The organism is Acetobacter suratthaniensis, assembly GCF_017377745.1.
Classification (GTDB): domain Bacteria; phylum Pseudomonadota; class Alphaproteobacteria; order Acetobacterales; family Acetobacteraceae; genus Acetobacter; species Acetobacter suratthaniensis.
In genome coordinates, this window is record NZ_JAFVMG010000002.1 from 133,225 (window position 1) to 154,848 (window position 21,624).

The following is a 21,624-nucleotide window of genomic DNA, read 5'->3' on the forward strand; positions in this document are numbered from 1 at the left end:
AGACAGGTTATAGACTGATCGACCACGCCCAACCGCCCGGACAAGGAGTGCGCGATGTCCTCGCCCGCACACAGCACGCCCCATATCGCCAGACTGTCAGACAGAACCGTCATCCGTCTGACCGGCGCGGATCGTGTCCGCTTCCTGCAAGGGCTGGTCACGGCGGATATTGCAGCTCTGGGCCCGAACGATGCCGCATGGAGCGCCTGCCTGACCCCGCAGGGACGCTGGCAGACCGATTTTTTCGTGCTGGCCCACCCGGACGATCCCTGCCTGCTGCTGGACTGCGCCACCACACAGGCCGAAGCCCTGCGCACCCAGCTGCTGCGCTTTCGCCTGCGCTCTGATGTCGCAATCGACCTGACCGGGCTGAGCGTTCATGCCGTATGGGAAGCCGCCACCGATAGTGTCGCAGGCGAAACCCTGCTGGAAAACGCCCTCAGCTACCGTGACCCCCGCCTTGATAACGCAGGCTGGCGGCTGATTGACGCCCCCCCCACCACCACGGCCAACGCCACGGAACAGGATTACGCCCTGCACCGCCTTGCTCTGGGCCTGCCAGACGGCGTGCAGGATTGCGAGGCAGGCCGCACTCTGGCGGCTGAAGCCAACATGGATCTGCTGGGGGGCATTTCCTGGGGCAAAGGCTGCTATATGGGGCAGGAAGTCACGGCCCGCATGCGCTACCGTGGGCTGGTCAAACGCAGGCTGGTGCCGGTTGCCGCCACAGCGCCCCTGCCCGCCCCCGGCACTCCTATTGAACAGAACGGGGTAGAAGTCGGCACGCTGCGCTCATCACAAGATCATCTGGCGCTGGCCATGCTCAAAACCGGCCTACCACCGGCGCCGCTGCTCTGCGCGGGCCATACCCTGACGCCTCGCCCACCCGCATGGCTGGCCGAAGCTCTGCAACCACCCGCTTCCTCCAACTCCGCACCGGATTGAACACCCATGTCCTATACCGCCCCCGATACCGCCACTGTGGACAACATGCTGGACACGATGCGCTTTGATGCCGCAGGTCTTGTCGCCGCTATTGCCCAGCAGCATGACACGGGCGAAGTGCTGATGATCGCATGGATGAACCGCGAAGCCCTGCGTGAAACCCTGCTGAGCGGGCGCGTGTGCTACTACTCACGCAGCCGCAAGGGCCTGTGGCGCAAGGGCGAGACATCCGGCCAGACCCAGACCCTGATCGAAGCCCGCATAGACTGCGATGCCGATGCCGTGCTGGTGCTGGTCGATCAGATCGGGGTGGCCTGCCACACCGGCAGACGGAGCTGTTTTTACCGCGCAGCAACGCCTGATGGCCTGATTGAACTGACCAAGCCTGAAATCGACCCGGCCGAACTGTACCACTCCCACGCCCACACGCACGCCTGAGCATAACCCGCCTGCCCCCGGCATACCGGGGAGGGCATACCGCCAGAACGCTTTTTCAGGCGGGGGTATTTCGGGCCAGCAGGGCCACAATGGCATCCGCCGCCGCATCGGCGGGCAGGGTATCCCCCGGGCCTTCCAGCCCGTGCAGAACCTCGGCAAAAGCCTGTTTCTGCCGGGCTGCGCAATCTCTGTCTTCAAAAAGCTGACACACCGCACGGGCCAGTACATCCGCCCGACAGTTCTCCTGCAATAATTCAGGCACCACTGCCCGCCCGGCCAGCAGATTGACCATGGCCACATGCGGAACACGGATAAGCCTGCGCGCGAAAAACGCCGTAATAGGGTTTACACGATAGGTAACCGCCATCGGCACCCCCGCCAGAGCCAGTTCCAGCGTGGATGTGCCGGATTTGGTCAGCGCGGCACCAGCCGCGGCAAAGGCGTCATGCTTGTCCTGAAGGTCGGTAACAATAACCGGGCGCACGGGCCAGCGCGCCGTTGCCTGCTCCACCACCGGGGCCACAACAGCGGAAACCGGCACAACCGGCACCACATCCGGCAGCATCACACGCAACAATGCGAGCATACGGCCGAAAACCGGCAGCAGGCGCGGCACTTCGGAGCGACGGCTACCGGGCATGAGAATCAGCACCCGCGCCCCCGCTGGCAGGTCATGTGTGCGGTAAAACCGCGCGGCATCGCCCTGATCCGCCCCGGATTGCAAAACCGGGTGGCCGACAAAACGGGCCGCAAGCCCATGTTTGCTGAAAAAATCCGGCTCAAAAGGCAGCAGGCAAAGCAGTTCATCCCACAGACCGGGGAATTCACGCACCCGTTTCTGACGCCATGCCCAGACCTGCGGGGCCACGTAATGCACACGCGCAATCCCCAGCCCCGCAATACGGCGCAAAAGACGTAGGGCAAAGCCGGGGCTGTCAATCGTAACCACCAGATCGGGGCGGGTGGCGGTAATGTCCGCCACGGCTTCATCCAGCCTACGGGATAACTGGCGCAGGCGGGGAAGGATTTCCACCAGCCCCATGACCGCAAGATCCCTCAGGGGGAAAAGACTATCCAGCCCCTGCTCGGTCATGCGCTGGCCGCCAACACCGGCAAAACGCGCCCCCGGCACGCGTGCGCGAATGGCCTGCATCAGACGCGCACCCAGCACATCGCCACTGGCCTCGCCAGCCAGAATCCAGATCAGGGGAGAAGTATCGGCTGTTCCATCCATAACCCAAGCCATAAAGGGCGTGCGTGCGCGGCACAATCACCGCCTTGCCATCACTGACGGGTGGCGCGGTTTTTTTCCCCGATGCAGAAAAGCCTTTCACCCCACGGCATGGCGGTTTATCCCGGCTGCATCCCGCCCTTTCCTTCGGTCAGAATAACGGAGCCAGCAATCCGTGACAGTGCAGAACTATCTCCGCGAATGGACAGGCCAGCCTGTCCGCGACATCCTTTCAGGCATGGTGGGCACGTTCGCGCTCATTCCCGAAGTGATCGCTTTTTCCTATGTCGCGGGGGTAGCACCTGAAGTCGGGCTGTTCGCCTCTTTTATCATCAGTGTCGTCATTGCCATTACGGGCGGCAGGCCGGGCATGATTTCCGGTGCGGCCGGTTCAGTGGCTCTGGTGGCCGCCAGTCTGGTGCATACGCACGGGCTGCAATACCTACTGTTGGCAACGCTGATGGCGGGGGGCATACAGATCATGTTCGGGCTGCTGCGCCTGCAATCCATCATGTGTTTTGTCTCGCGGGAAGTAGAGACAGGTTTTGTCAACGCGCTGGCCATTCTGATTTTTTCAGCGCAGGTTCCTCAAATGGTGCATGTAAGCTGGCACACTTACGCATTGATCGCGCTGGGGCTGGCCATTGTCTATCTGCTGCCACGGCTGAGTGCGGCCATTCCTTCGCCCCTTATCTGCATTGTGGTGCTGACTGCACTCTGCGCCGCCATACCCATGCCGGTACGGGTGGTGGCTGATCTGGGCGCATTACCCACCGGGCTACCGCACTTTACCCTTCCCGCCGTGCCGCTGAGCACCGAGGCGATCCTGACGGTACTGCCCTATGCTTTCGCCATGGCGATGGTGGGCATACTGGAATCCCTGATGACAGCCGCCGTTGTGGATGAAATGACCGACACCCACAGCAGCAAACGCATGGAATGCACCGGGCTGGGCCTATCCAACATCATGGCCGGGCTTTTCGGCGGCATTGCGGGCTGTGGCATGATCGGACAGACGGTGGGCAACCTGCGCTATGGCGGGCGGGGGCGGCTGTCCACCTTTACCGCCGGGGCGTTCCTGCTCCTGCTGCTGGTAGCGCTGCACCCGCTTGTGGCGCGCGTGCCAGTCGCGGCCCTTGTTGCGATCATGATCATGGTTTCCATCAGCACGTTTTCATGGTCTTCGCTGCGGGATTTATTCCGCCACCCGCGCCTGTCGTCCGCTGTCATGCTCATAACCGTTGCCGTGGTGGTGGCCACGCACGATCTGGCAGCCGGGGTTGCCTGCGGCGTGCTGCTCAACGGCCTGTTTTTTTCCTTTCAGGTCATGCGGCTGGTCACGGTCAGCACACAGGACAGCCCCGATGGCCAGACACGCACCTACCATGTCCGGGGCGAGCTGTTTTTTGCCTCGGCCTCCCTGCTGCCTGACGCCGTGGATTTTCAGGACAACGCCCCCAACGTGATCATTGATCTGGCGGATGCCCGCATATGGGATCTGAGTGCGGCCGCCACGCTGGAAAAAACCGTCAATCGCCTGCGGGCGCGCAATAAACAGGTCCGCCTCCACAATGCGGGACCACGCACCACCAGCCTACTGACCACACTAGGCCAGAAAGCCCTGCTCTCCTGAATACGGGCTGGCCCGAGAAAATGTGTTGAGACTGCACAGCCAATGCGCCACATCAGGCCAGCGCTATCTGCGCTCATAAACAACACAATATGCAACTACAGTGTTAGCGCTCGCGCCGTTTAGGCGGCAGCCACCGCACGGCCAGCACAACCACCGTCAGGGCGGCGTATACAAAGGCTTCGATATGCCATGTGCGAAAAGCCAGACAGAAATGCACACTAACCAGCACCGCCGCTACATAAACCAGCCGGTGCAACCGCGCCCACCGCCGTCCCATGTGCCTGATGGCGCCTCGGGTCGAAGTCGCGGCCAGCACGGATAACAGCAGAAACGCCAGTGCCCCGAACACAAAGAGAGGATGCGTCATGAAATCATGCCGCAACCGCTCCGTGTCCAGATGCGTTATCCAGACAAGATACAACACCGCATGCACACAGGCATAGGTAAACGCCAGAAGCCCCAATGGCCGGCGGTACACCATGATATCGACCCGCGCAAAACGCCTGAGCGGCGAAACCAGCAGACAACATAAAAGAAAACGAAAGGCATACAGCCCGAACTGATGCTGCTGCTCCACAATAGCCTGAGTATGGTCGGGACTATGCCAGACCTCCAGCAGACCGGCACAGACCGGCACCATGAACAGCGCATAAAACAACATCTGCCTGTAAAACGGCGATAATCTGGGCCTTTTGCGTGGCCTGCCCGGCGCAGGCGGGTCTTTCACGCTCAGCATGCGTCTGCTCCCTGCCGGTTTGCACGCCTTTGGTGGAATCGCTACGCTGTACGACGCCAAACGGGGAAGACGCACATTTTTTCCGGCCTATGATAGCAGAAAAACTTCGGAGTCACGGGAAATCATGACAGCAGCACAGACTATCGGCTTTATCGGACTGGGTGCCATGGCCAGCCGCATGGCGGTCAATCTGAGCAAAGTCGGCTACAAAGCCGTTGCCTACACGCCGTCCGGCAAAGGCGGCAATGGTGATATTCCCTTTCTCGCCACACCGGCCGAAGTAGCACAGGCGGCGGATATCGTTCTCGTCTGTGTGCCGGATGATGAAGCGCTTGAAGCCTGTATGTATGGCCCGCAGGGAACGCTGGCCGGCATGAAATCCGGCGGGCTTGTGCTCAATACCAGCTCCGTTTCCCCCGAGGCCACACAGGCTCTGTTTGAAGCCGGGCAGGAACTGGGCATTACCGTAATCGACTGCCCGGTTTCAGGCAGCACCCCCGAGGCCGAGGCCGCCACACTGGTGGTGCTGGCGGGCGGCAGCGATAACGCCATGCAGCGCGCCAAGCCGGTTTTTGACGCCATTGGCCGCCTGACCGTGCATGCAGGCCCGGCAGGGAGTGGCGCGCGGCTTAAACTTGTTATCAACGCCATTATGGGCGCCGGGCTGGCCGCCGTGGCAGAGGCCATCGCCTACGGGCTGGCGGCCGGACTGGATCGCTCCATGCTCTTTGGTGCGCTGGATGAAATGGCCGTGATCTCGCCGCATCACAAACGCAAGATCCGCATGGCCAGAAATGGTGATTTCGCGCCGCAGTTTCCCACCCGGTTGATGCAAAAAGATATGCGCCTGTTCATGGACGCAGCCGCCCGGCTGGCTGTGCCTGTGCCGACACTGGCCGCCACCACGCAGCAGCTTTCGCTAACCCGGCGCGCAGCGGAAGATGCCGATTACTCGGCGCTGATCGGCATTATGGAAAAAATCGTCGCTAACGACGCCTGAAGGCCCGTATCAGCCCTGAGTGCTGCGCGCCTTACCCCCGGCGCGCAGCCCGCCACCCGGCCAACATGACCGCCAGCCTGTCTCCCACGCCACGCGGCTGCCCGGCCTGCATGCTGTGCGGCCCGGTTGGCCGGTACCGGGCCAGATCACGCCGGGCCAGCACCAGCGGTAACGCCGCCAGACGCCAGCCCGCCTCCTGCCCTCCGGCCTGCCCGGCAAATGACTGGGCTTGTGCGGCAAAGCGACACCCAGCCTGATGCAGTGCCGATACCGGGCCAGGAAACACAAAGCGTCCGCCCACTTCCAGCACGCTCCAGTGCCGTAACATGGCCCCTGCCCCATAGGCCATGCCGCACCACTCCAGTGCGCCCAGACAGTCGGCCTCCCGCACACCCAGAATTTCGCCCATGCCAGCACTCAGCGCTCCGGCCCCATCGCGCAGCATCTGCTCCCATGCGGAAGGTGTTACAGGGCTATCGGGGTTTGCCTGTCTGTCCAGTTCCGTTTCGGCTGACAGCACGAGCCGCAGCAGCGTCTCACGCCCAAGCTGTCCACGCTGTATGGCCTCCAGCAAGACCGGGGCCAGACAATGTTCTGGCGGGCGCTGGCCTTCCAGCACCTCGCGCCACCATTGCAGGCGCACCATGCCCGCCAGAGACCCCGCGACCGCACTGGAGCGCGCAGGCTGGAGCGCGCGCAGGAGTTCATTATGAAAAGCCAGCAACGCCCATGCCCGCTCACGCGCGGGAGGCGGCATGAAAGCCGCACATAACATCCTGTCAGGATCGCTACGCGCCATGTGCATGATCGAAGCTGTATCCGTTGCCTGTTCGGGGGGTATCATCGTGTTTTTCCGTTATCCCAAATGCGTGGGCCGCACCCTGCCGGGTTGCAACGCGCTCCTTTTTCATGCGTAATACCCGCACAGCATTCCTGACGGAATGCCTGACCACAAGCCCCCACCAGCAGGGCGCATTTCCCAGCGCCTGAACCCGGTAAAGCTCCTGCGTGCGTCTTTGTCATGGGGCATTCCCTTGACGCATTGTGCATGTGTCCATAGCTGTTGCCGGATGAGGCGCCCCCTCACGCCCTGCACTTGATACGGAGTTGACCATGGCTTTCGAACTGCCATCCCTTCCCTACACCACCAATGCTCTTGCCGCGCGCGGCATGTGCCAGGAAACGCTTGAGTTCCATCATGGCAAGCACCATCAGGCTTATGTCACGACGCTGAACACCCTGCTTGAAGGCAAGCCGGAACTGGCTGGCAAGTCGCTGGAAGACATCATTCTGGCCGCGCACGGCAAGGCTGACCTGACCGGCCTGTTCAACAATGCTGGCCAGCATTGGAATCACTCCTTCTTCTGGAACAGCCTGTCCGCCACGGGTGGCGCCATGCCCGAAAAGCTGGGTGCCAAGATCACCGCTGATTTCGGCAGCATCGACACCTTCAAGGACGAGTTCCGTAAGGCCGCCATTTCGCAGTTTGGTTCGGGCTGGGCATGGCTGGTTCTGGGCAAGGACGGCAAGCTGGCCATCGCCAAGACCCCCAACGGCACCAACCCGCTGGCAGAAGGTCAGGGTACAGCCCTGCTGACCGCCGATGTGTGGGAGCACTCCTACTACATCGACTTCCGCAACCGTCGTCCTGACTACATCACCAACTTCCTCGACAAGCTGGCGAACTACGAATTTGCGGAAGCTCAGCTCAACGCTGCGTAAGCCGCGCTGACAGCAAAACGGAACGGGGCGGAACCTTGTGTGAGGTTCCGCCCTTTTTCTTTTTCAAGGCCGTTATTTTCATCTCCCTCGCCCCGCAGGCCTCCTGCCCTCTTGATTGTCCGCCACAGCCTTCCAATCTTATGAAAAGAAACAAAAGACCCTGATCCGTTGCCTTGAACTAGGGACGGCAGCAGGGCCTTCGGTCGCCTCATTCAAAGGGACAAGAGGGATATCATGGATATTGCAAAATTTACCGAACGTTCACGCGGTTTTCTTCAGGCGGCGCAGACGATCGCCCTGCGTGACTTCAATCAGCAACTAACACCCGAGCACCTGCTCAAAGCCATGCTGGACGACCCCGAAGGGGCCGCTTCCTCGCTGATCCGCGCCGCAGGTGGCACGCCGGAAGCCGTCAAGGCGGCTACAGAACAGGCACTGGCCAAACTGCCCAAGGTGCAGGGCGGTGGCGCTGGCCAACCTGCCGCAACCCCCGACCTTGTGCGCGCCCTCGATTTTGCCGAGCAGAGTGCCCAGAAAGCGGGCGACAGCTTTGTGGCGCAAGACCGCCTGCTGGCCGCCCTTGCCGCCTCTGACACGGCAGCGGGCCGCGCGCTCAAGGATAACGGTGCATCAGCCGAAGCGCTTGAAAAAGCCATTACCACCATTCGCAAGGGCCGCACGGTCACCAGCGAGGGAGCCGAAGCCAATTTCGACGCACTGAAAAAATACGCGCGCGATGTCACGGAAGTCGCGCTGGCAGGCAAGCTTGACCCCGTTATCGGGCGTGATGAGGAAATCCGCCGCGCCATTCAGGTTCTAGCCCGGCGCAGCAAGAACAATCCCGTCCTGATCGGTGAGCCGGGCGTGGGTAAGACCGCCATTGTGGAAGGGCTTGCCCAGCGCATCGTCAATGGCGATGTGCCCGAAGCCCTGCGCAACAAGAAACTGCTCTCGCTCGACATGGGTGCGCTGGTGGCCGGTGCCAAATATCGCGGTGAGTTCGAAGAACGCCTGAAAGCCGTGCTGAAAGAAATTGAAACCGCCGAAGGGCAGGTCATTCTCTTCATTGACGAAATGCACACGCTGGTAGGCGCTGGCAGGACGGATGGCGCTATGGATGCCTCCAACCTGATCAAGCCGGAACTGGCGCGCGGCACCCTGCACTGCATTGGCGCCACCACGCTGGATGAGTACCGCAAATATATTGAAAAAGATGCGGCCCTCGCCCGGCGTTTCCAGCCGGTTTTCGTGGGCGAACCCAGTGTCGCGGACACCATTTCCATCCTGCGTGGCATCAAGGAAAAATACGAACTGCACCACGGCGTGCGGATTACCGATGGCGCCTTGGTAGCCGCTGCTACGCTGTCCAACCGCTACATCACCGACCGCTTTCTGCCGGATAAGGCCATCGACCTGATTGACGAGGCGGCCAGCCGCCTGCGTATGCAGATCGACAGCAAGCCCGAAGAACTGGACGAACTCGACCGCCGGATTATCCAGCTCAAGATCGAGCGTGAAGCCCTGCGTAAGGAAGACGACACGGCCAGCAAGGACAGGCTTGAGGCCGTGGAAACCGAGCTGGCTGATCTGGAAGAAAAATCCGATACGCTCAGCGCGGCATGGCATGCGGAAAAAGACCGTGTGCATGCCACACAGAAGTTGCAGGAACAGCTTGATCAAGCCCGTTCCGATGTGGAGGTGGCCCAGCGCCGAGGCGATCTCGGCCGTGCATCCGAACTGATGTATGGAGTTATTCCCAATCTGGAAAGCCAGATCGCCCAGACACGCAAAACGGAAGAAGAATCCGCCAAGCAGAATGATCTGGTATCAGAAGCCGTAACCGATCAGGGCGTTGCCGCCGTGGTTTCGCGCTGGACGGGTGTGCCAGTTGACCGGATGCTGGAAGGCGAGCGCGCCAAGCTACTCCGCATGGAAGACGAACTGCGTCGCTCCGTTGTCGGTCAGGAACCGGCACTCAAGGCCGTGGCCGATGCGGTACGCCGTGCCCGCGCAGGCTTGCAGGACCCCAACCGCCCGATTGGCTCTTTCCTGTTCCTCGGCCCAACGGGTGTGGGCAAGACCGAGCTGACCAAGGCGCTGGCCCGCTTCCTGTTTGACGATGACAAGGCGCTGCTGCGTATCGACATGAGCGAGTTCATGGAAAAGCACGCCGTGGCCCGACTGATCGGAGCTCCTCCGGGCTATGTCGGTTATGAGGAAGGTGGTGTGCTGACTGAAGCCGTGCGCCGCAGGCCGTATCAGGTCATCCTGTTTGATGAAGTTGAAAAAGCCCATGAGGATGTCTTCAACATTCTTCTGCAGGTGCTCGATGACGGCAGGCTGACGGACGGACAAGGCCGGACGGTTGATTTCCGTAACACGCTGATTATCCTTACCAGCAATCTCGGTTCGGAGTATCTGGCCAACCAGCCCGATGGTGAAACCACGGATATGGTTCAGGCACAGGTCATGAAAGTGGTGCGCGAACACTTCCGCCCCGAGTTCCTCAACCGTCTGGATGAAATTATCCTGTTCGCACGGCTGCAGAAAGCGGACATGAGCAAGATTGTGGAAATCCAGATCAAACGCCTGCAAAAGCTGCTGGATGACCGCAAGATCACCCTCACGCTTGATCCGCTGGCGGACTCCTGGCTGGCGAATGAAGGCTATGACCCGGTTTACGGTGCGCGTCCGCTCAAGAGAGTGATCCAGCGCAACCTGCAAAACCCGCTGGCGGAGCAGTTGCTGGAAGGCCGTATCCACGATGGTGATCAGATCACCATTTCGGCTAATGGCGATGGCCTGCTGATCAACGGGGCCACCACGGCCGCACCCGCTGATGCCAGCCTCTGAACGGATGTGTTCTCAGGTCTGTCACTGATTTAAAACAGAAACGGGAGGGCTACGGCCCTCCCGTTTTTTGCATCCATATACAGGAGAACGCACAATGGCAGACCCTGACTGGCTGATCTGGGCACGAGATATACAGGCCATTGCCCAGACCGGCCTGCATTACATCAAAGACCCGTTTGACCGTGAGCGTTACGAGCACCTGCAAGCACTGGCCGCCCGCATGATGGCAACGGGTAGCGGCGCAGACAACACCACTATCGAAAACCTGTTCTGCCAGCAGAGCGGCTACGCCACACCCAAGCTCGAAGTCCGTGTGGCGGCTTTTGACCAGCAAAACAGACTGTTGATGGTGCGCGAAGTGCTGGATGAGGATCGCTGGACCATTCCGGGCGGCTGGGCCGATGTAAACCTGACCCCGGCAGAAAACGCCGCCAAGGAAGTGCTGGAGGAAACCGGCTACACCGTGCGGATTACCAAGCTGGCCATGGCGTTTGACCGCGACCATCAGGGCCACACGCCCCCAGAACCGTTTTCCATTACCAAACTGTTTTTTGTGGCCGAGGTTATCGGAGGCGAGGCCAGAACCAGTGTGGAAACCAGCGCTGTCAGCTTTTTCAGCCGAGAGGAAATCCCGACCGATCTTTCAACCGGGCGTATCCTGCCACATGAAATAGACCTGCTCTTCGCCCACCGGGCAGACCCACACCGCCCTGCCGAGTTCGACTGACAGCCTCCCCCACTCAGGGGGGAGGCTATACTATTCAGGCCAGAATGGCCGTTACGTGGGTAAACTGGCGCTCAAACCGTGCACGATCCTCAGCAGCAAGGCGCACGGTAATATCGGTCTGCTCTTCCTGATCAGCGCGGTGGAGAACCTCGCCGTGCTGATAAAGCCAGGCCGAAGCCGCGCCATCTGACAGGGCCAGCCGGTAGCGCACCATTTCCATGCCGGTAGTAATGCGCTCATCAATCCGCGCCAGCAGATTGCCCAGCCCATCGCCCGTTATGGCTGAAATGGCCACCGTATCATCTGTGCGTGGCAGGGTATCCGCCCCGCCCAGAAGATCCACCTTGTTCAGAACTTCGACAACACGGCCAGACCAGTCCTGCTCCAGCATATTGTCGCGCGCCATGCCTTGCAGCACGCCCAGCACATCCTTTTTCTGCGCGGCACTATCAGGATGGGCGACATCCCGCACATGCAGGATGATGTCCGCCTCAGCCACCTCTTCAAGCGTCGCACGGAAGGCTGCAATCAGTTCGGTCGGCAGTTCGCTGATAAAGCCCACCGTATCAGACAGGATCACCTGCCGCCCTGAGGGCAGGGTAATGGCCCGCATGGTCGGGTCCAGCGTAGCAAAAAGCTGATCCTGCGCGTACACGGTCGCCCCTGTCAGGGCGTTAAACAGGGTGGACTTGCCCGCATTGGTATAGCCAACCAGCGCCACCACCGGAAACGGCACCCGCCGCCGGGCCTGACGGTGCAGGCCACGGGTGCGGCGCACCTGCTCCAAATCTTTTTTAAGCCGGACAATCCGCTCGCTGATCATGCGGCGGTCAGCCTCGATCTGCGTTTCACCCGGCCCGCCAAGAAAGCCGAAGCCACCGCGCTGGCGTTCAAGATGGGTCCACAGCCTGACAAGGCGCGAGCGCTGGTATTCCAGATGCGCAAGCTCAACCTGTAGCGTGCCTTCACGCGTGGCGGCACGGGCACCGAAAATATCAAGAATAAGGCCGGTACGATCAATGACCTTACAACCCAGCTCCGTTTCAAGATTGCGCTGCTGGGCCGGGGTTAGGCGTGAATCCACCACCACCACATCCACCCGGTCGGCTTTTACGGCTGCTGCCAGCGCATCCACCTGCCCTTTGCCCAACAGAGTGGAGGAGCGGCGCATGCGGAGTAAAACCACAGCCTTGCGGACAACAATCAGACCGATGGAAGCGGTAAGCCCCACGGCTTCTTCCAGCCGAGCTTCCGCGGCGCGTACGTCCTGCCCGTGCGCTGCGCGCTCCCACGGCAGAATAACGGCTGCGCGGGTGGCAACGACTTTTTTCTGTTCAGATAAACTCGTCGCCAAAACCGGTTTCCCTGTCGGCTGACGCGGCAGCCCCTGCATGTTCGGAAAGATTGACGGCGACACTGGGCATCACTGTGCTGATGGCATGCTTGTAAATAAGCTGGGTCTGGTCATCACGACGCAGCAGCATCACCTGATCATCAAACCAGGTGATAAAACCCTGCAGCTTGACGCCATTCACCAAAAATACGGTTACCGCCGCACGGGAGCGGCGAATCTGATTTAGAAACGCTTCCTGTACATTCTGGACACTCTCTTTTTCCACAGTGTGAACCCTACTCATTCTCTTTATTGTTCTGCCATTGCGCCGTGGTCGCGTATGACCCTTTTTATGCCTGACGCATCAGCCAGCACTTCGTTCCTCTGATGTTACACCAAGCTGCTTAAGTTTACGATGCAAAGCACTGCGCTCCATGCCCACAAATAACGCCGTACGGCTGATATTGCCGCCAAAACGCAAAAGCTGGGCCTGAAGATACTGGGTTTCAAACAGGTCTCGCGCATCACGTAGCGGCAGGCTCATGACATCGGTGGACGCATCGAATTTCAGCAGTGCCGGAGCGCTCTCCCCCACTGTCGAGGGCAACATATCCGCACGGATCGGCTCATTGCTGCCGCCCGGCTGCATGATCAGCACCCGTTCCATGAGGTTGCGCAACTCGCGTACATTGCCCGGCCAGTCATACGCCTGCAACACAGCGACCGCATCAGCCGAAAGCTCGCGCGCAGGCAGGCCCGCCATTTCGGCCGCACGGCGCAGGAACAGGGCGGCAAGGCCCGGTATATCGTCACGCCGCTCCTTGAGGGCAGGCATACGCAAAGGCACGACCGCCAGCCGGTAATACAGGTCTTCACGGAAACGCCCGGCCATAATCTCGGCCTGTAGATCGCGGTTGGTGGTCGCCAGCACGCGGATATCAACCTTGACCCGCGTATCCCCCCCCAGCCGCTCGAAGGTCTGATCCTGCAGGGCGCGCACGATCTTGCCCTGCGTTTCCATGGGCATGTCGGCCACTTCATCAAGCAGAAGGGTGCCACCATGCGCACGTTCCAGCACGCCAGTGCGCCGCCCGGCTCCATCCAGCCCGCCTTCGATGCCGAACAGTTCTTCCTCAAAACGGTTGGGCGCGAGAATAGCGCAGTTAAGGGCCACAAACGGGCCATCGGCCCGGCGTGAACGCGCATGCAGCGTGCGGGCGGCAACCTCTTTGCCCGTACCCGGCCCGCCACTGATCAACACGCGTGAGCCTGTGGGCGCAACCTTGTCGATCTGGTTGCGGACAGCCGATATCTGGGCACTGGCGCCAAACAGCTCCATGTCCTGCCCGGCCCGCAGACGCAGTTCCTCGTTTTCACGCGCCAGACGCGAAGCTTCGAGCGCACGGCGCACCACCACCAAAAGCCGGTCGGCCTGAAAGGGTTTTTCGATAAAATCGTATGCCCCATGGTGCAGTGCGGCAACGGCGGTTTCAATCGTGCCGTGGCCCGAAATCATGACCACCGGCACGGAAGGTTCCTCCGCCTTGAGAGCCTGAAGGATTTCCAGACCATCCATGCCCGAGCCCTGCAGCCAGACATCCAGAATGACAAGCGCCGGTCTACGCACCCGAAACGCGGCCAGAGCTGCCTCGGCACCATCAGCCGCCCGTGTCTCGTATCCCTCGTCGCTCAGAATGCCTTCTATCAGCAGCCTGATGTCGGGCTCGTCGTCAACAATCAGGATTTCATGCGCCATGATCGTCCTTTACCGGCAAAATCAGAATCGCCATGGTTCCCCTTTCTTCCGCCCGGTCTTCCAGACGTAGGGTTCCACCATGATCTTCCATGATTTTTTTCACAATAGCCAATCCCAATCCGGTGCCTTTGACCTTATGTGTCACATACGGCTCCGTCAGTCTGTGGCGGTCATCGGCGGGCAGGCCCACGCCATTATCCGCCACACTCAGTGCGATCGTGTGGTCATCATGCGTAATACGGAGCAAGACCTTCCCCTCCGCTGCTTTCTGCCCATCATCACGGCTGACCATCGCAATGGCGTCCGCCGCGTTCTGCAAAAGATTGATCAGCGCCTGGCTGATCAGCCTCCTGTCGCACCGCACGACCGGCCCTTCGCCCTCAACCTCGAAATGATAATGGATTTCCGGGTGGGCATTGCGCTGGAGCACCAGCACCTCACGCACGATACGTGAGAGAACCTCATCCTTCATAACCGGCTGGGGCATGCGCGCAAAGGCCGAAAACTCATCCACCATGCGCCCGATATCGCCCACCTGCCGCACGATCGTATCCGCGCACTGGACAAATGTATCGGGGTCGGAGGTGATTTCCTTGAGAAAACGGCGCTTGAGCCGTTCTGCAGCAAGCTGGATGGGGGTCAGCGGGTTCTTGATCTCATGCGCGATGCGCCGCGCCACATCCGCCCAGGCCGCTTTGCGCTGAGCCTGTTGCAGGGCTGTTATGTCGTCAAACGTCATCACATAGCCCGCAACCTCGTTGCCACGCAGTTCCGCCCCGATCCGCACCAGCAATGTACGCTGGCTGGTAACAGGCCCGGTCTGCACTTCCTGCGTCAGCACCTGATCGGGTGTTATGCGCGCGGCCGTCAGCAGGCTGGCAAATTCGGGCACGCGCTGCGCCAATGGTTCGCCCGTGGCATCGAGAAGGCTGGTCTGGAGCAGAACACTGGCCGCTCTGTTAGGCAGCTCGATACGCTGCTCCGCATCCAACCCGATCACTCCAGCGGAAACACCGGACAGCACCGCTTCGGTAAAGCGCCGCCGTTCGTTGATCTGGCTGTACGCCGCCATAAGCTCCGTGCGCTGGCTGGACAGTTCCTCTGTCATACTGTTGAAGGCGCGGGACAGGCTGGCCACTTCATCATCGCGCTTGATGTCTGGCACATGCACATCCAGATCCCCCTCGCTCACCCGCCGGGCCGCGACACTCAGCAGCCCCAGTGGCCGGGCAATCTGGTTGGCCAGCGCAAGACCGATCAGCACGGCGGCCACCAGCACCAGCAGCGCTACCAGCACAAAAATCATGACAAAGGTAAGCTGTATCTTGGCCTTGTTGCTATTCAGATGCCGGTAATCCGCCACCACATTTTCCGTGCGGTGCATATGTTCAAGAATACCGGGATCTACCAGCCGCGTGATCACAAGCATGAGAGCAGGAGTTTGCGACAGCTCCACCACCGCGCGTACCGTCCGCTCATCCGGCGAGTCCAGAATGGCCACATCGTTCGAACGCGCCATGACGGTCGCAGCCGGCGGTGGAAGCTCCTGAAGAAAATTGCCGGTGCGGCTCATCAGCCCACCTGCCGCCACCACCTTGTTGGTAATGGGGTCATACACAAGCGCTTCGGTCAGGCCGCGCATGGTGGCCTGACTGTCCAGCATCTGGCTCAAGGCTTCATGGTCCTGAAACAGATCCATGCCGCTGGCCGAAAGCTCGTTCTGCGCCCCCATGATGTAACTGGCCATGGAAAACGCATCGGTGCGGATATTGGCATTATGCTCTGTCAGATACCCGCGTGATGCCTCAAGCGCCTCGTTCAGCGCGGTATTCACCCGATCAGAAAACCAGATCTGGATACCGAAATGAAAGAACAGGGTAGCGAACACCCCCACAACCAGCGTGGGGGCCACAGCCACGATACCGAACAGCGTCACCAGCCGCACATGCAGCCGCGCCCCTACCAGCCCCTTACGGTGTTCAACCAGCATGGGCCAGACACGGATAACCAGCGCCAGCAAAAGCAGCACCAGCACCAGCCCGTTCAGGAACAGCACCAGCGGTTCGATCAGTGCATATCGCCCGAACGACATCCCCGCCGACAGCACGACAAACGTTGCAAACCCCAGACACAGCGCCAGTGTTGCCAGAGTGATGGCCACACTCCGCCGCTCAAGCGCACGCAGCAGCCAGCGCGCACGGGTGAATAACCCCGGTTTCATGCCTGCGCTCACCCCGCCCCCCGCACCACCGGAATATCCAGCTCTCGAATTTTCTTGCGTAGCGTATTGCGATTCAGCCCCAGCATGGCCGCAGCCTTGATCTGGTTGCCCCGCGTTTCCACCAATGTCATCTGAATCAGCGGACGCTCAACCTCCGCCACAAGCTGGGCATGCAGATCATGCAAGGGCGTGCCTTCCCGGCCTGCGGCTAAATAGCGGGCAATATGGCGTGAGACCGCCTCAGACAGAGGCTCTCCTGCCTGCTCACCGGCTTCATCATCATGCCATGCGGCTCCTATGGGGGCGGTATCGAGCAGTTCAGCCTCGATCAGTTCACGGGTGATCGTCTCCTGCGAATGCAGCGCCACCACCCGGCGGATCAGGTTTTCCAGTTCCCGCACATTACCCGGCCAGCGCCATGCCTGAAGGCTGTTCAAAGCCGCCTCGTCAATCTGGCGCAGGCGTCCATCTTCTTCCCGGCACTGGTTCAGAAAATGGCGGGCAAGCAGGGGAATATCTTCTGCCCGCTCCCGTAGCGGGGGCAGGCGCAACGGCACCACGTTCAGGCGGTAATACAGGTCTTCACGGAAAGTACCGGCCTGAATGGCCTGCCGGAGGTCACGATGTGTCGCCGCCACAATCCGCACATCGGCCCGCAGAGGCTGGTTGCCCCCCACGGTCGTAAACTCACCCTCCTGTAGCACACGCAGCAAACGGGTCTGGGCCTCCTGTGGCATATCCCCGATTTCATCAAGAAACAGGGTGCCACCCGTTGCCTGCTCAAACCGGCCAGGCATACGCCCCAGAGCGCCCGGCCGCTCAAAACCAAACAGTTCGCTTTCGATCTGCTCGCGCGGCAGGGCGGCCATATTAACGGCCACAAACGGGCCATTACGCCGGCGGCCATATTCATGCAGGGCGCGGGCCACCAGTTCCTTGCCGGTGCCGCTCTCTCCCGAAATCATGACCGTGAGGTCCGATGTCGTCAGCCTTGCAATGCTACGGTAAATCGCCTGCATGACCACCGACTGTCCGATCAGGGCCAGCCGTTCTTCCGGCAGGCCATCGGGGCTATCCTTATCCGCATCGGGGGTGGAGGCTGTCAGCGCACGCGCAACGACAGCCAGCAGGGCTTTAAGATCAAACGGCTTGGCCAGATATTCAAACGCGCCGCGCTGGGTTGCCTTGACCGCCGTGGTCAGGGTGGACTGCGCACTCATGACGATAATGCGCAGATCAGGCCGCACCTGTTTGATACGCGGAATGAGATCAAGCCCGCTGCCATCGGGCATAATGACATCGGTAATGACCAGATCGCCCTCACCTTCCTCCACCCACTGCCACAGGGTAGAAACATAAGGCGTGCTGCGCACCTGATAACCCGCACGCCCCAGTGCCTGCCCCAGCACGGTGCGGATCGAACGATCATCATCAGCAACAAGAATGGTGGGAGGTGGGGTCATGAGGGAGCGGTCTCCTGTCCGCCTTCGGCCTGTTTTTCCTGCGCCACGGGCAGGTACAGGCTTATTTCCGTGCGCCCCGGCCGACTTTCAACATCAATGGCACCGCCGTGGTCATCCATGATCTTGCCAACCAGCGCAAGACCAAGCCCCCGGCCATTGGCCTTGGTGGAAATAAAGGGTTCGAACAGATGCGGCCGCACTGTTTCATCAATCCCCGGCCCTGTATCACGCACCGTTACCACCAGCGGCAGGTGCCGCCACTCATCCGTGCCCGGTACCGCAACCCGAATACCGGGACGATAGCGCGTGATCAGGCTTATCTGCCCTTCCCGCCCGCTTTCGCGCATGGCTTCCGCCGCGTTCTTCACCAGATTGATCAGCACCTGCACAAGCTGGTCACGATCACCCCAGACTGGCGGTAGCGACGGATCATAACGTTCAAGAATCTGTAGCCCGCGTGCAAACCCGTTCATGGCCAGCAAGCGCACATGCTCCAAAAGCCGGTGGATATTGAAAGGCCGCAGGTCAAGCTGGGCCTCACCAAACATGCCCATGCGCTCCACCAGCGCATCAATTCTGTCCACTTCTTCGCAGATAAGGGTTGCCAGTTCACGATCACCCGCTGTCACGGCCTGTTCCAGAAGCTGGGCCGCCCCCTTGATGCCTGATAGCGGATTGCGGATTTCATGCGCCAGCATAGCCGCCATACCCGACACACTGCGGGCGGCGGAGCGATGCGCCATCTGCTGATCCAGCGCACGCGGCGCCGCCGTGACATGGAAAGTCAGCAGAATAATACCGGGATGGTCAGGTACATCCGCCGCCTGCACGCTTACATTATCATGGTGGAACCGGGCCGAACTGAACGCCACCCCATGCTCGGTAACACTCCCTCCGCGCTGGCGCAGGTGTTCAAGCAGCACAAAAACCGGATGATCAGGCGGCGCCAGCCCTTTCAGGCCAGCGTGCATCAACTGCTGGCGCGATGTCGCGAAAAACTCCTCCGCCGCAACATTGGCAGCCAGAACCGCATCATCTGACCCTATTTCCAGAAACGGCACGGGCAGAAAATCCAGCAGGCTTTCCGCTCCCGGCCCGGCCTGTCTGTTCTGTTCCGCCCTATCACCGCGCAGGGTCACGCGGCGTGCGCCTGCGCGGCATTATCATGACGGGACTGGCGCGGGTCACGCACGGCACCATGCGCGATCTGGCTGTCATAAAAAGCCGTGATCGCTTCCAACGCCTCATCCACCGTTTCAATTCGGTTGAATGCCGCACGAAACGCCGCGGATTCCCGTAGCCCGGCGGAATACCAAGAGACATGTTTGCGCGCCAGACGCAGGCCCGGCCTTGGGCCGAAATGCTCCTGCATCATAGCGTAATGCTCCAGCACAATGGCTTTTTCGCTCGCAAGGTCGGGGTCTGGCACCTCTGCACCATGGCACAAAGCCTGCGCCACCTGTGCCAGAAACCACGGGCGCCCATAACAGCCACGCCCGATCATGACTCCATCCGCCCCTGACTGGCTTAGCGCCGCTCGCGCATCCGCCACGGTCAGAATATCGCCATTGACGATCACAGGCAGATCCACCGCGTCTTTCACGGTTCTGACAAATGCCCAATCCGCTACACCATTATAAAACTGCTGGCGGGTGCGGCCATGCACCGTAATCATGCGGATACCGACATCCTGCGCGATACGGGCCAGAACCGGGGCGTTCAGGTGCTGGTGATCCCAGCCCATACGCATTTTGAGTGTAACCGGCACGGATACGGCTTCCACAACGGCCTTGAGCAGACGGGCCGCACCGATCTCATCGCGCATCAGGGCCGAACCAGCCATCTGCCCGACCGCGACCTTACGCACCGGGCAGCCGAAATTGATGTCGATCATGTCAGCACCGCGCCGCACCGCTATGCGGGCCGCTTCAGCCATCGCATCAGGGTCGCACCCGGCAAGCTGCACGGCATTGGGGCCACCGGCATCAGCCACTTCAGCCATCCGCAGGGTGGTGTCGTTTTCACGCACCATGGCCCATGAGGCAATCATTTCCGAGACGACAAGCCCCGCCCCCAGCCTGCGCGCCAGACGGCGGAAGGGAAGGTCCGTTACCCCCGACATGGGGGCAAGGATCACAGGGGTATCAAGAACGACACCCCCCAGATCAATCGGGCGCAGTGTGGATTGCGGTTGCACGGTCATGTCCATATGCCTACAGATTAGGCAGAAATAGCCACCCGGCGCACCCCGCGCAATCCTTTTAATCCGCGCCCTGACCTGCGGCCAAAAGCCGGTGGATCAGGGTACCAGCACGGATACGGTAGCGGCGCAGGCAATTCCTTCCTCACGCCCGGTAAAACCGAGGCGTTCGGATGTTGTCGCCTTGACCGAAATCCGATCCACATCCACTTCCAGCAGAGCGGCCAGACGCTCGCGCATGGCCTGTGCATGCGGGCCAATCTTGGGGCGTTCACAGATCAGGGTCAGATCGGCATTGACCAACATGCCCCCGCGTTCCCGGATACGCTGGCCTGCATGGATCAGAAAGCGCGCACTATCGGCGTCCTTCCACTCGTTCTGGCTGGGCGGGAAATGACGCCCGATATCCCCTTCGGCCAATGCTCCGTAAATGGCATCGCACAGGGCATGAATGCCCACATCGGCATCGGAATGACCCGCCAGACCATGCGTATGCGGCACCGTAATGCCGCACATGATCAGCGGACGGCCTTCCTCGAAGGCATGCACATCGTATCCAAGCCCCACGCGTGGCAGCAGTGTCGGGCCTATCAGCCGTTCCAGACGCACCAGATCATCCTCGTAAGTCAGCTTGATATTATCATCGTCACCCGGCACCAGCGCCACGCTGAAACCGGCATCTTCGAGCAGTTTCGCATCATCCGTTGCACTGAGCGATGCACTGGCGCGGTGGAGTTCCAGAAACAGCGGAAAGCGGAAGCCCTGCGGTGTCTGCGCCCGGTAGAGATGATCGCGCGGCACGGTGCCGTCAATCACGCCATCCTTGCCACGCTTGAGCGTATCAGCCACAGGCACGGCGGGAATGGCACCGGGGTGATCGGCCAGAGCCTGCACCACACCGCCAATGAGTTTGGGTGTAAGATACGGGCGCGCACCATCATGCACCAGCACCAGATCAGGCTTCTGCTCTGCGGGCAGGCGATCAAGGGCCTCAAGCCCGGCTCTGACACTGGCCTGCCGGGTATCGCCCCCGGCAACAGGTGGCAGAACAGCCAGCCCATCCAGTGCATCCGCAAGAGATTGCGGGTCCCCTACAGGCTGAATGCAGGCCACATAAGGCAGCAGGGCCTCAGCGGCGTGACGAATCACGGGACGCCCGGCCAACAGCACATACTGCTTGGGAAGGGGGGAGCCAGTTGTGGCGGCATAGCGGCTACCTGTACCGGCAGCCAGAAGAATGGCAGCTACTCGCATGGGCAAGCAATGCGGTCGGGTGCGGATGCCGTCAAGAGCGAAAATTGCACGCACGACCCACATAGGGTGAGCTGCCGACAGGCGTGCGGCAAAGCTGCGCCTTACGCCAGCA

General features: G+C 60.8%; 18 protein-coding genes. 7 read left to right on the top strand and 11 right to left on the bottom strand.

Going from position 1 to position 21,624, the window contains the following annotated elements:
- Positions 1 to 54: 54 nt before the first annotated feature.
- On the top strand, positions 55 to 945 hold the full coding sequence (gene ygfZ, locus J2D75_RS04180; protein WP_207853146.1) for a CAF17-like 4Fe-4S cluster assembly/insertion protein YgfZ: 891 nt from the start codon (positions 55 to 57) through the stop codon (positions 943 to 945).
- Between the two features lie 6 nt (positions 946 to 951).
- Positions 952 to 1,383 (top strand): phosphoribosyl-AMP cyclohydrolase, encoded by a 432-nt coding sequence (gene hisI / locus J2D75_RS04185; protein WP_207853148.1) that lies wholly within the window; start codon positions 952 to 954, stop codon positions 1,381 to 1,383.
- A gap of 55 nt (positions 1,384 to 1,438) precedes the next feature.
- On the opposite strand, the gene lpxB is transcribed toward hisI, so the two are convergent.
- Complete coding sequence (gene lpxB / locus J2D75_RS04190) at positions 1,439 to 2,617, bottom strand: lipid-A-disaccharide synthase (protein WP_207853151.1); 1,179 nt, start codon at positions 2,615 to 2,617, stop codon at positions 1,439 to 1,441.
- Between the two features lie 172 nt (positions 2,618 to 2,789).
- On the opposite strand from lpxB, the gene J2D75_RS04195 reads away from it, so the two are divergent.
- On the top strand, positions 2,790 to 4,247 hold the full coding sequence (locus J2D75_RS04195) for a SulP family inorganic anion transporter (RefSeq protein ID WP_207853153.1): 1,458 nt from the start codon (positions 2,790 to 2,792) through the stop codon (positions 4,245 to 4,247).
- 103 nt (positions 4,248 to 4,350) lie between these two features.
- Here the strand turns inward: J2D75_RS04195 and J2D75_RS04200 are convergent, their stop codons facing one another.
- Positions 4,351 to 4,908 carry a protein-methionine-sulfoxide reductase heme-binding subunit MsrQ gene (locus tag J2D75_RS04200; protein WP_243428481.1) on the bottom strand — a complete coding sequence of 186 codons (558 nt, stop codon included), beginning with the start codon at positions 4,906 to 4,908 and terminating at the stop codon, positions 4,351 to 4,353.
- A 199-nt stretch (positions 4,909 to 5,107) separates the two neighbouring features.
- On the opposite strand from J2D75_RS04200, the gene J2D75_RS04205 reads away from it, so the two are divergent.
- Complete coding sequence (locus J2D75_RS04205) at positions 5,108 to 5,983, top strand: NAD(P)-dependent oxidoreductase (protein WP_207853157.1); 876 nt, start codon at positions 5,108 to 5,110, stop codon at positions 5,981 to 5,983.
- Positions 5,984 to 6,014: 31 nt separating this feature from the next.
- Here J2D75_RS04205 and J2D75_RS04210 read toward each other — a convergent pair whose 3' ends face one another.
- On the bottom strand, positions 6,015 to 6,827 hold the full coding sequence (locus J2D75_RS04210; RefSeq protein ID WP_207853159.1) for a squalene/phytoene synthase family protein: 813 nt from the start codon (positions 6,825 to 6,827) through the stop codon (positions 6,015 to 6,017).
- Between the two features lie 269 nt (positions 6,828 to 7,096).
- On the opposite strand from J2D75_RS04210, the gene J2D75_RS04215 reads away from it, so the two are divergent.
- From J2D75_RS04215 to J2D75_RS04225, 3 genes are all read left to right on the top strand, one after another.
- A complete protein-coding gene (locus tag J2D75_RS04215) occupies positions 7,097 to 7,705 on the top strand; it encodes a superoxide dismutase (RefSeq protein WP_025860543.1) in 609 nt (202 codons plus the stop codon).
- Positions 7,706 to 7,939: 234 nt separating this feature from the next.
- The gene (gene clpB / locus J2D75_RS04220; RefSeq protein ID WP_207853161.1) at positions 7,940 to 10,558 is read left to right on the top strand and encodes an ATP-dependent chaperone ClpB; all 2,619 of its coding nucleotides are present in this window, start codon (positions 7,940 to 7,942) and stop codon (positions 10,556 to 10,558) included.
- Between the two features lie 94 nt (positions 10,559 to 10,652).
- Positions 10,653 to 11,285 carry an NUDIX hydrolase gene (locus J2D75_RS04225; RefSeq protein ID WP_207853163.1) on the top strand — a complete coding sequence of 211 codons (633 nt, stop codon included), beginning with the start codon at positions 10,653 to 10,655 and terminating at the stop codon, positions 11,283 to 11,285.
- A 34-nt stretch (positions 11,286 to 11,319) separates the two neighbouring features.
- Here J2D75_RS04225 and hflX read toward each other — a convergent pair whose 3' ends face one another.
- The 8 genes from hflX to ispF all read right to left on the bottom strand — a co-directional run bounded on the left by hflX (position 11,320) and on the right by ispF (position 21,512).
- Complete coding sequence (hflX, locus tag J2D75_RS04230) at positions 11,320 to 12,678, bottom strand: GTPase HflX (RefSeq protein WP_207853165.1); 1,359 nt, start codon at positions 12,676 to 12,678, stop codon at positions 11,320 to 11,322.
- Complete coding sequence (hfq, locus tag J2D75_RS04235; RefSeq protein WP_207853365.1) at positions 12,620 to 12,904, bottom strand: RNA chaperone Hfq; 285 nt, start codon at positions 12,902 to 12,904, stop codon at positions 12,620 to 12,622. Before hfq ends, hflX begins: the two co-directional genes overlap by 59 nt.
- A gap of 78 nt (positions 12,905 to 12,982) precedes the next feature.
- Positions 12,983 to 14,374 (bottom strand): nitrogen assimilation response regulator NtrX, encoded by a 1,392-nt coding sequence (gene ntrX / locus J2D75_RS04240; protein ID WP_207853166.1) that lies wholly within the window; start codon positions 14,372 to 14,374, stop codon positions 12,983 to 12,985.
- On the bottom strand, positions 14,364 to 16,595 hold the full coding sequence (locus tag J2D75_RS04245; protein ID WP_207853168.1) for a sensor histidine kinase NtrY-like: 2,232 nt from the start codon (positions 16,593 to 16,595) through the stop codon (positions 14,364 to 14,366). The genes ntrX and J2D75_RS04245 overlap by 11 nt, the downstream gene beginning before the upstream one ends.
- An 8-nt stretch (positions 16,596 to 16,603) precedes the next feature.
- Positions 16,604 to 18,058 (bottom strand): nitrogen regulation protein NR(I), encoded by a 1,455-nt coding sequence (gene ntrC / locus J2D75_RS04250; RefSeq protein WP_207853170.1) that lies wholly within the window; start codon positions 18,056 to 18,058, stop codon positions 16,604 to 16,606.
- Complete coding sequence (locus J2D75_RS04255; protein WP_265782851.1) at positions 18,055 to 19,197, bottom strand: two-component system sensor histidine kinase NtrB; 1,143 nt, start codon at positions 19,195 to 19,197, stop codon at positions 18,055 to 18,057. The genes ntrC and J2D75_RS04255 overlap by 4 nt, the downstream gene beginning before the upstream one ends.
- The gene (dusB, locus tag J2D75_RS04260; RefSeq protein WP_207853369.1) at positions 19,194 to 20,255 is read right to left on the bottom strand and encodes a tRNA dihydrouridine synthase DusB; all 1,062 of its coding nucleotides are present in this window, start codon (positions 20,253 to 20,255) and stop codon (positions 19,194 to 19,196) included. The genes J2D75_RS04255 and dusB overlap by 4 nt, the downstream gene beginning before the upstream one ends.
- Positions 20,256 to 20,357: 102 nt before the next feature.
- A complete protein-coding gene (gene ispF, locus J2D75_RS04265) occupies positions 20,358 to 21,512 on the bottom strand; it encodes a 2-C-methyl-D-erythritol 2,4-cyclodiphosphate synthase (protein WP_207853172.1) in 1,155 nt (384 codons plus the stop codon).
- Positions 21,513 to 21,624: the final 112 nt, after the last annotated feature.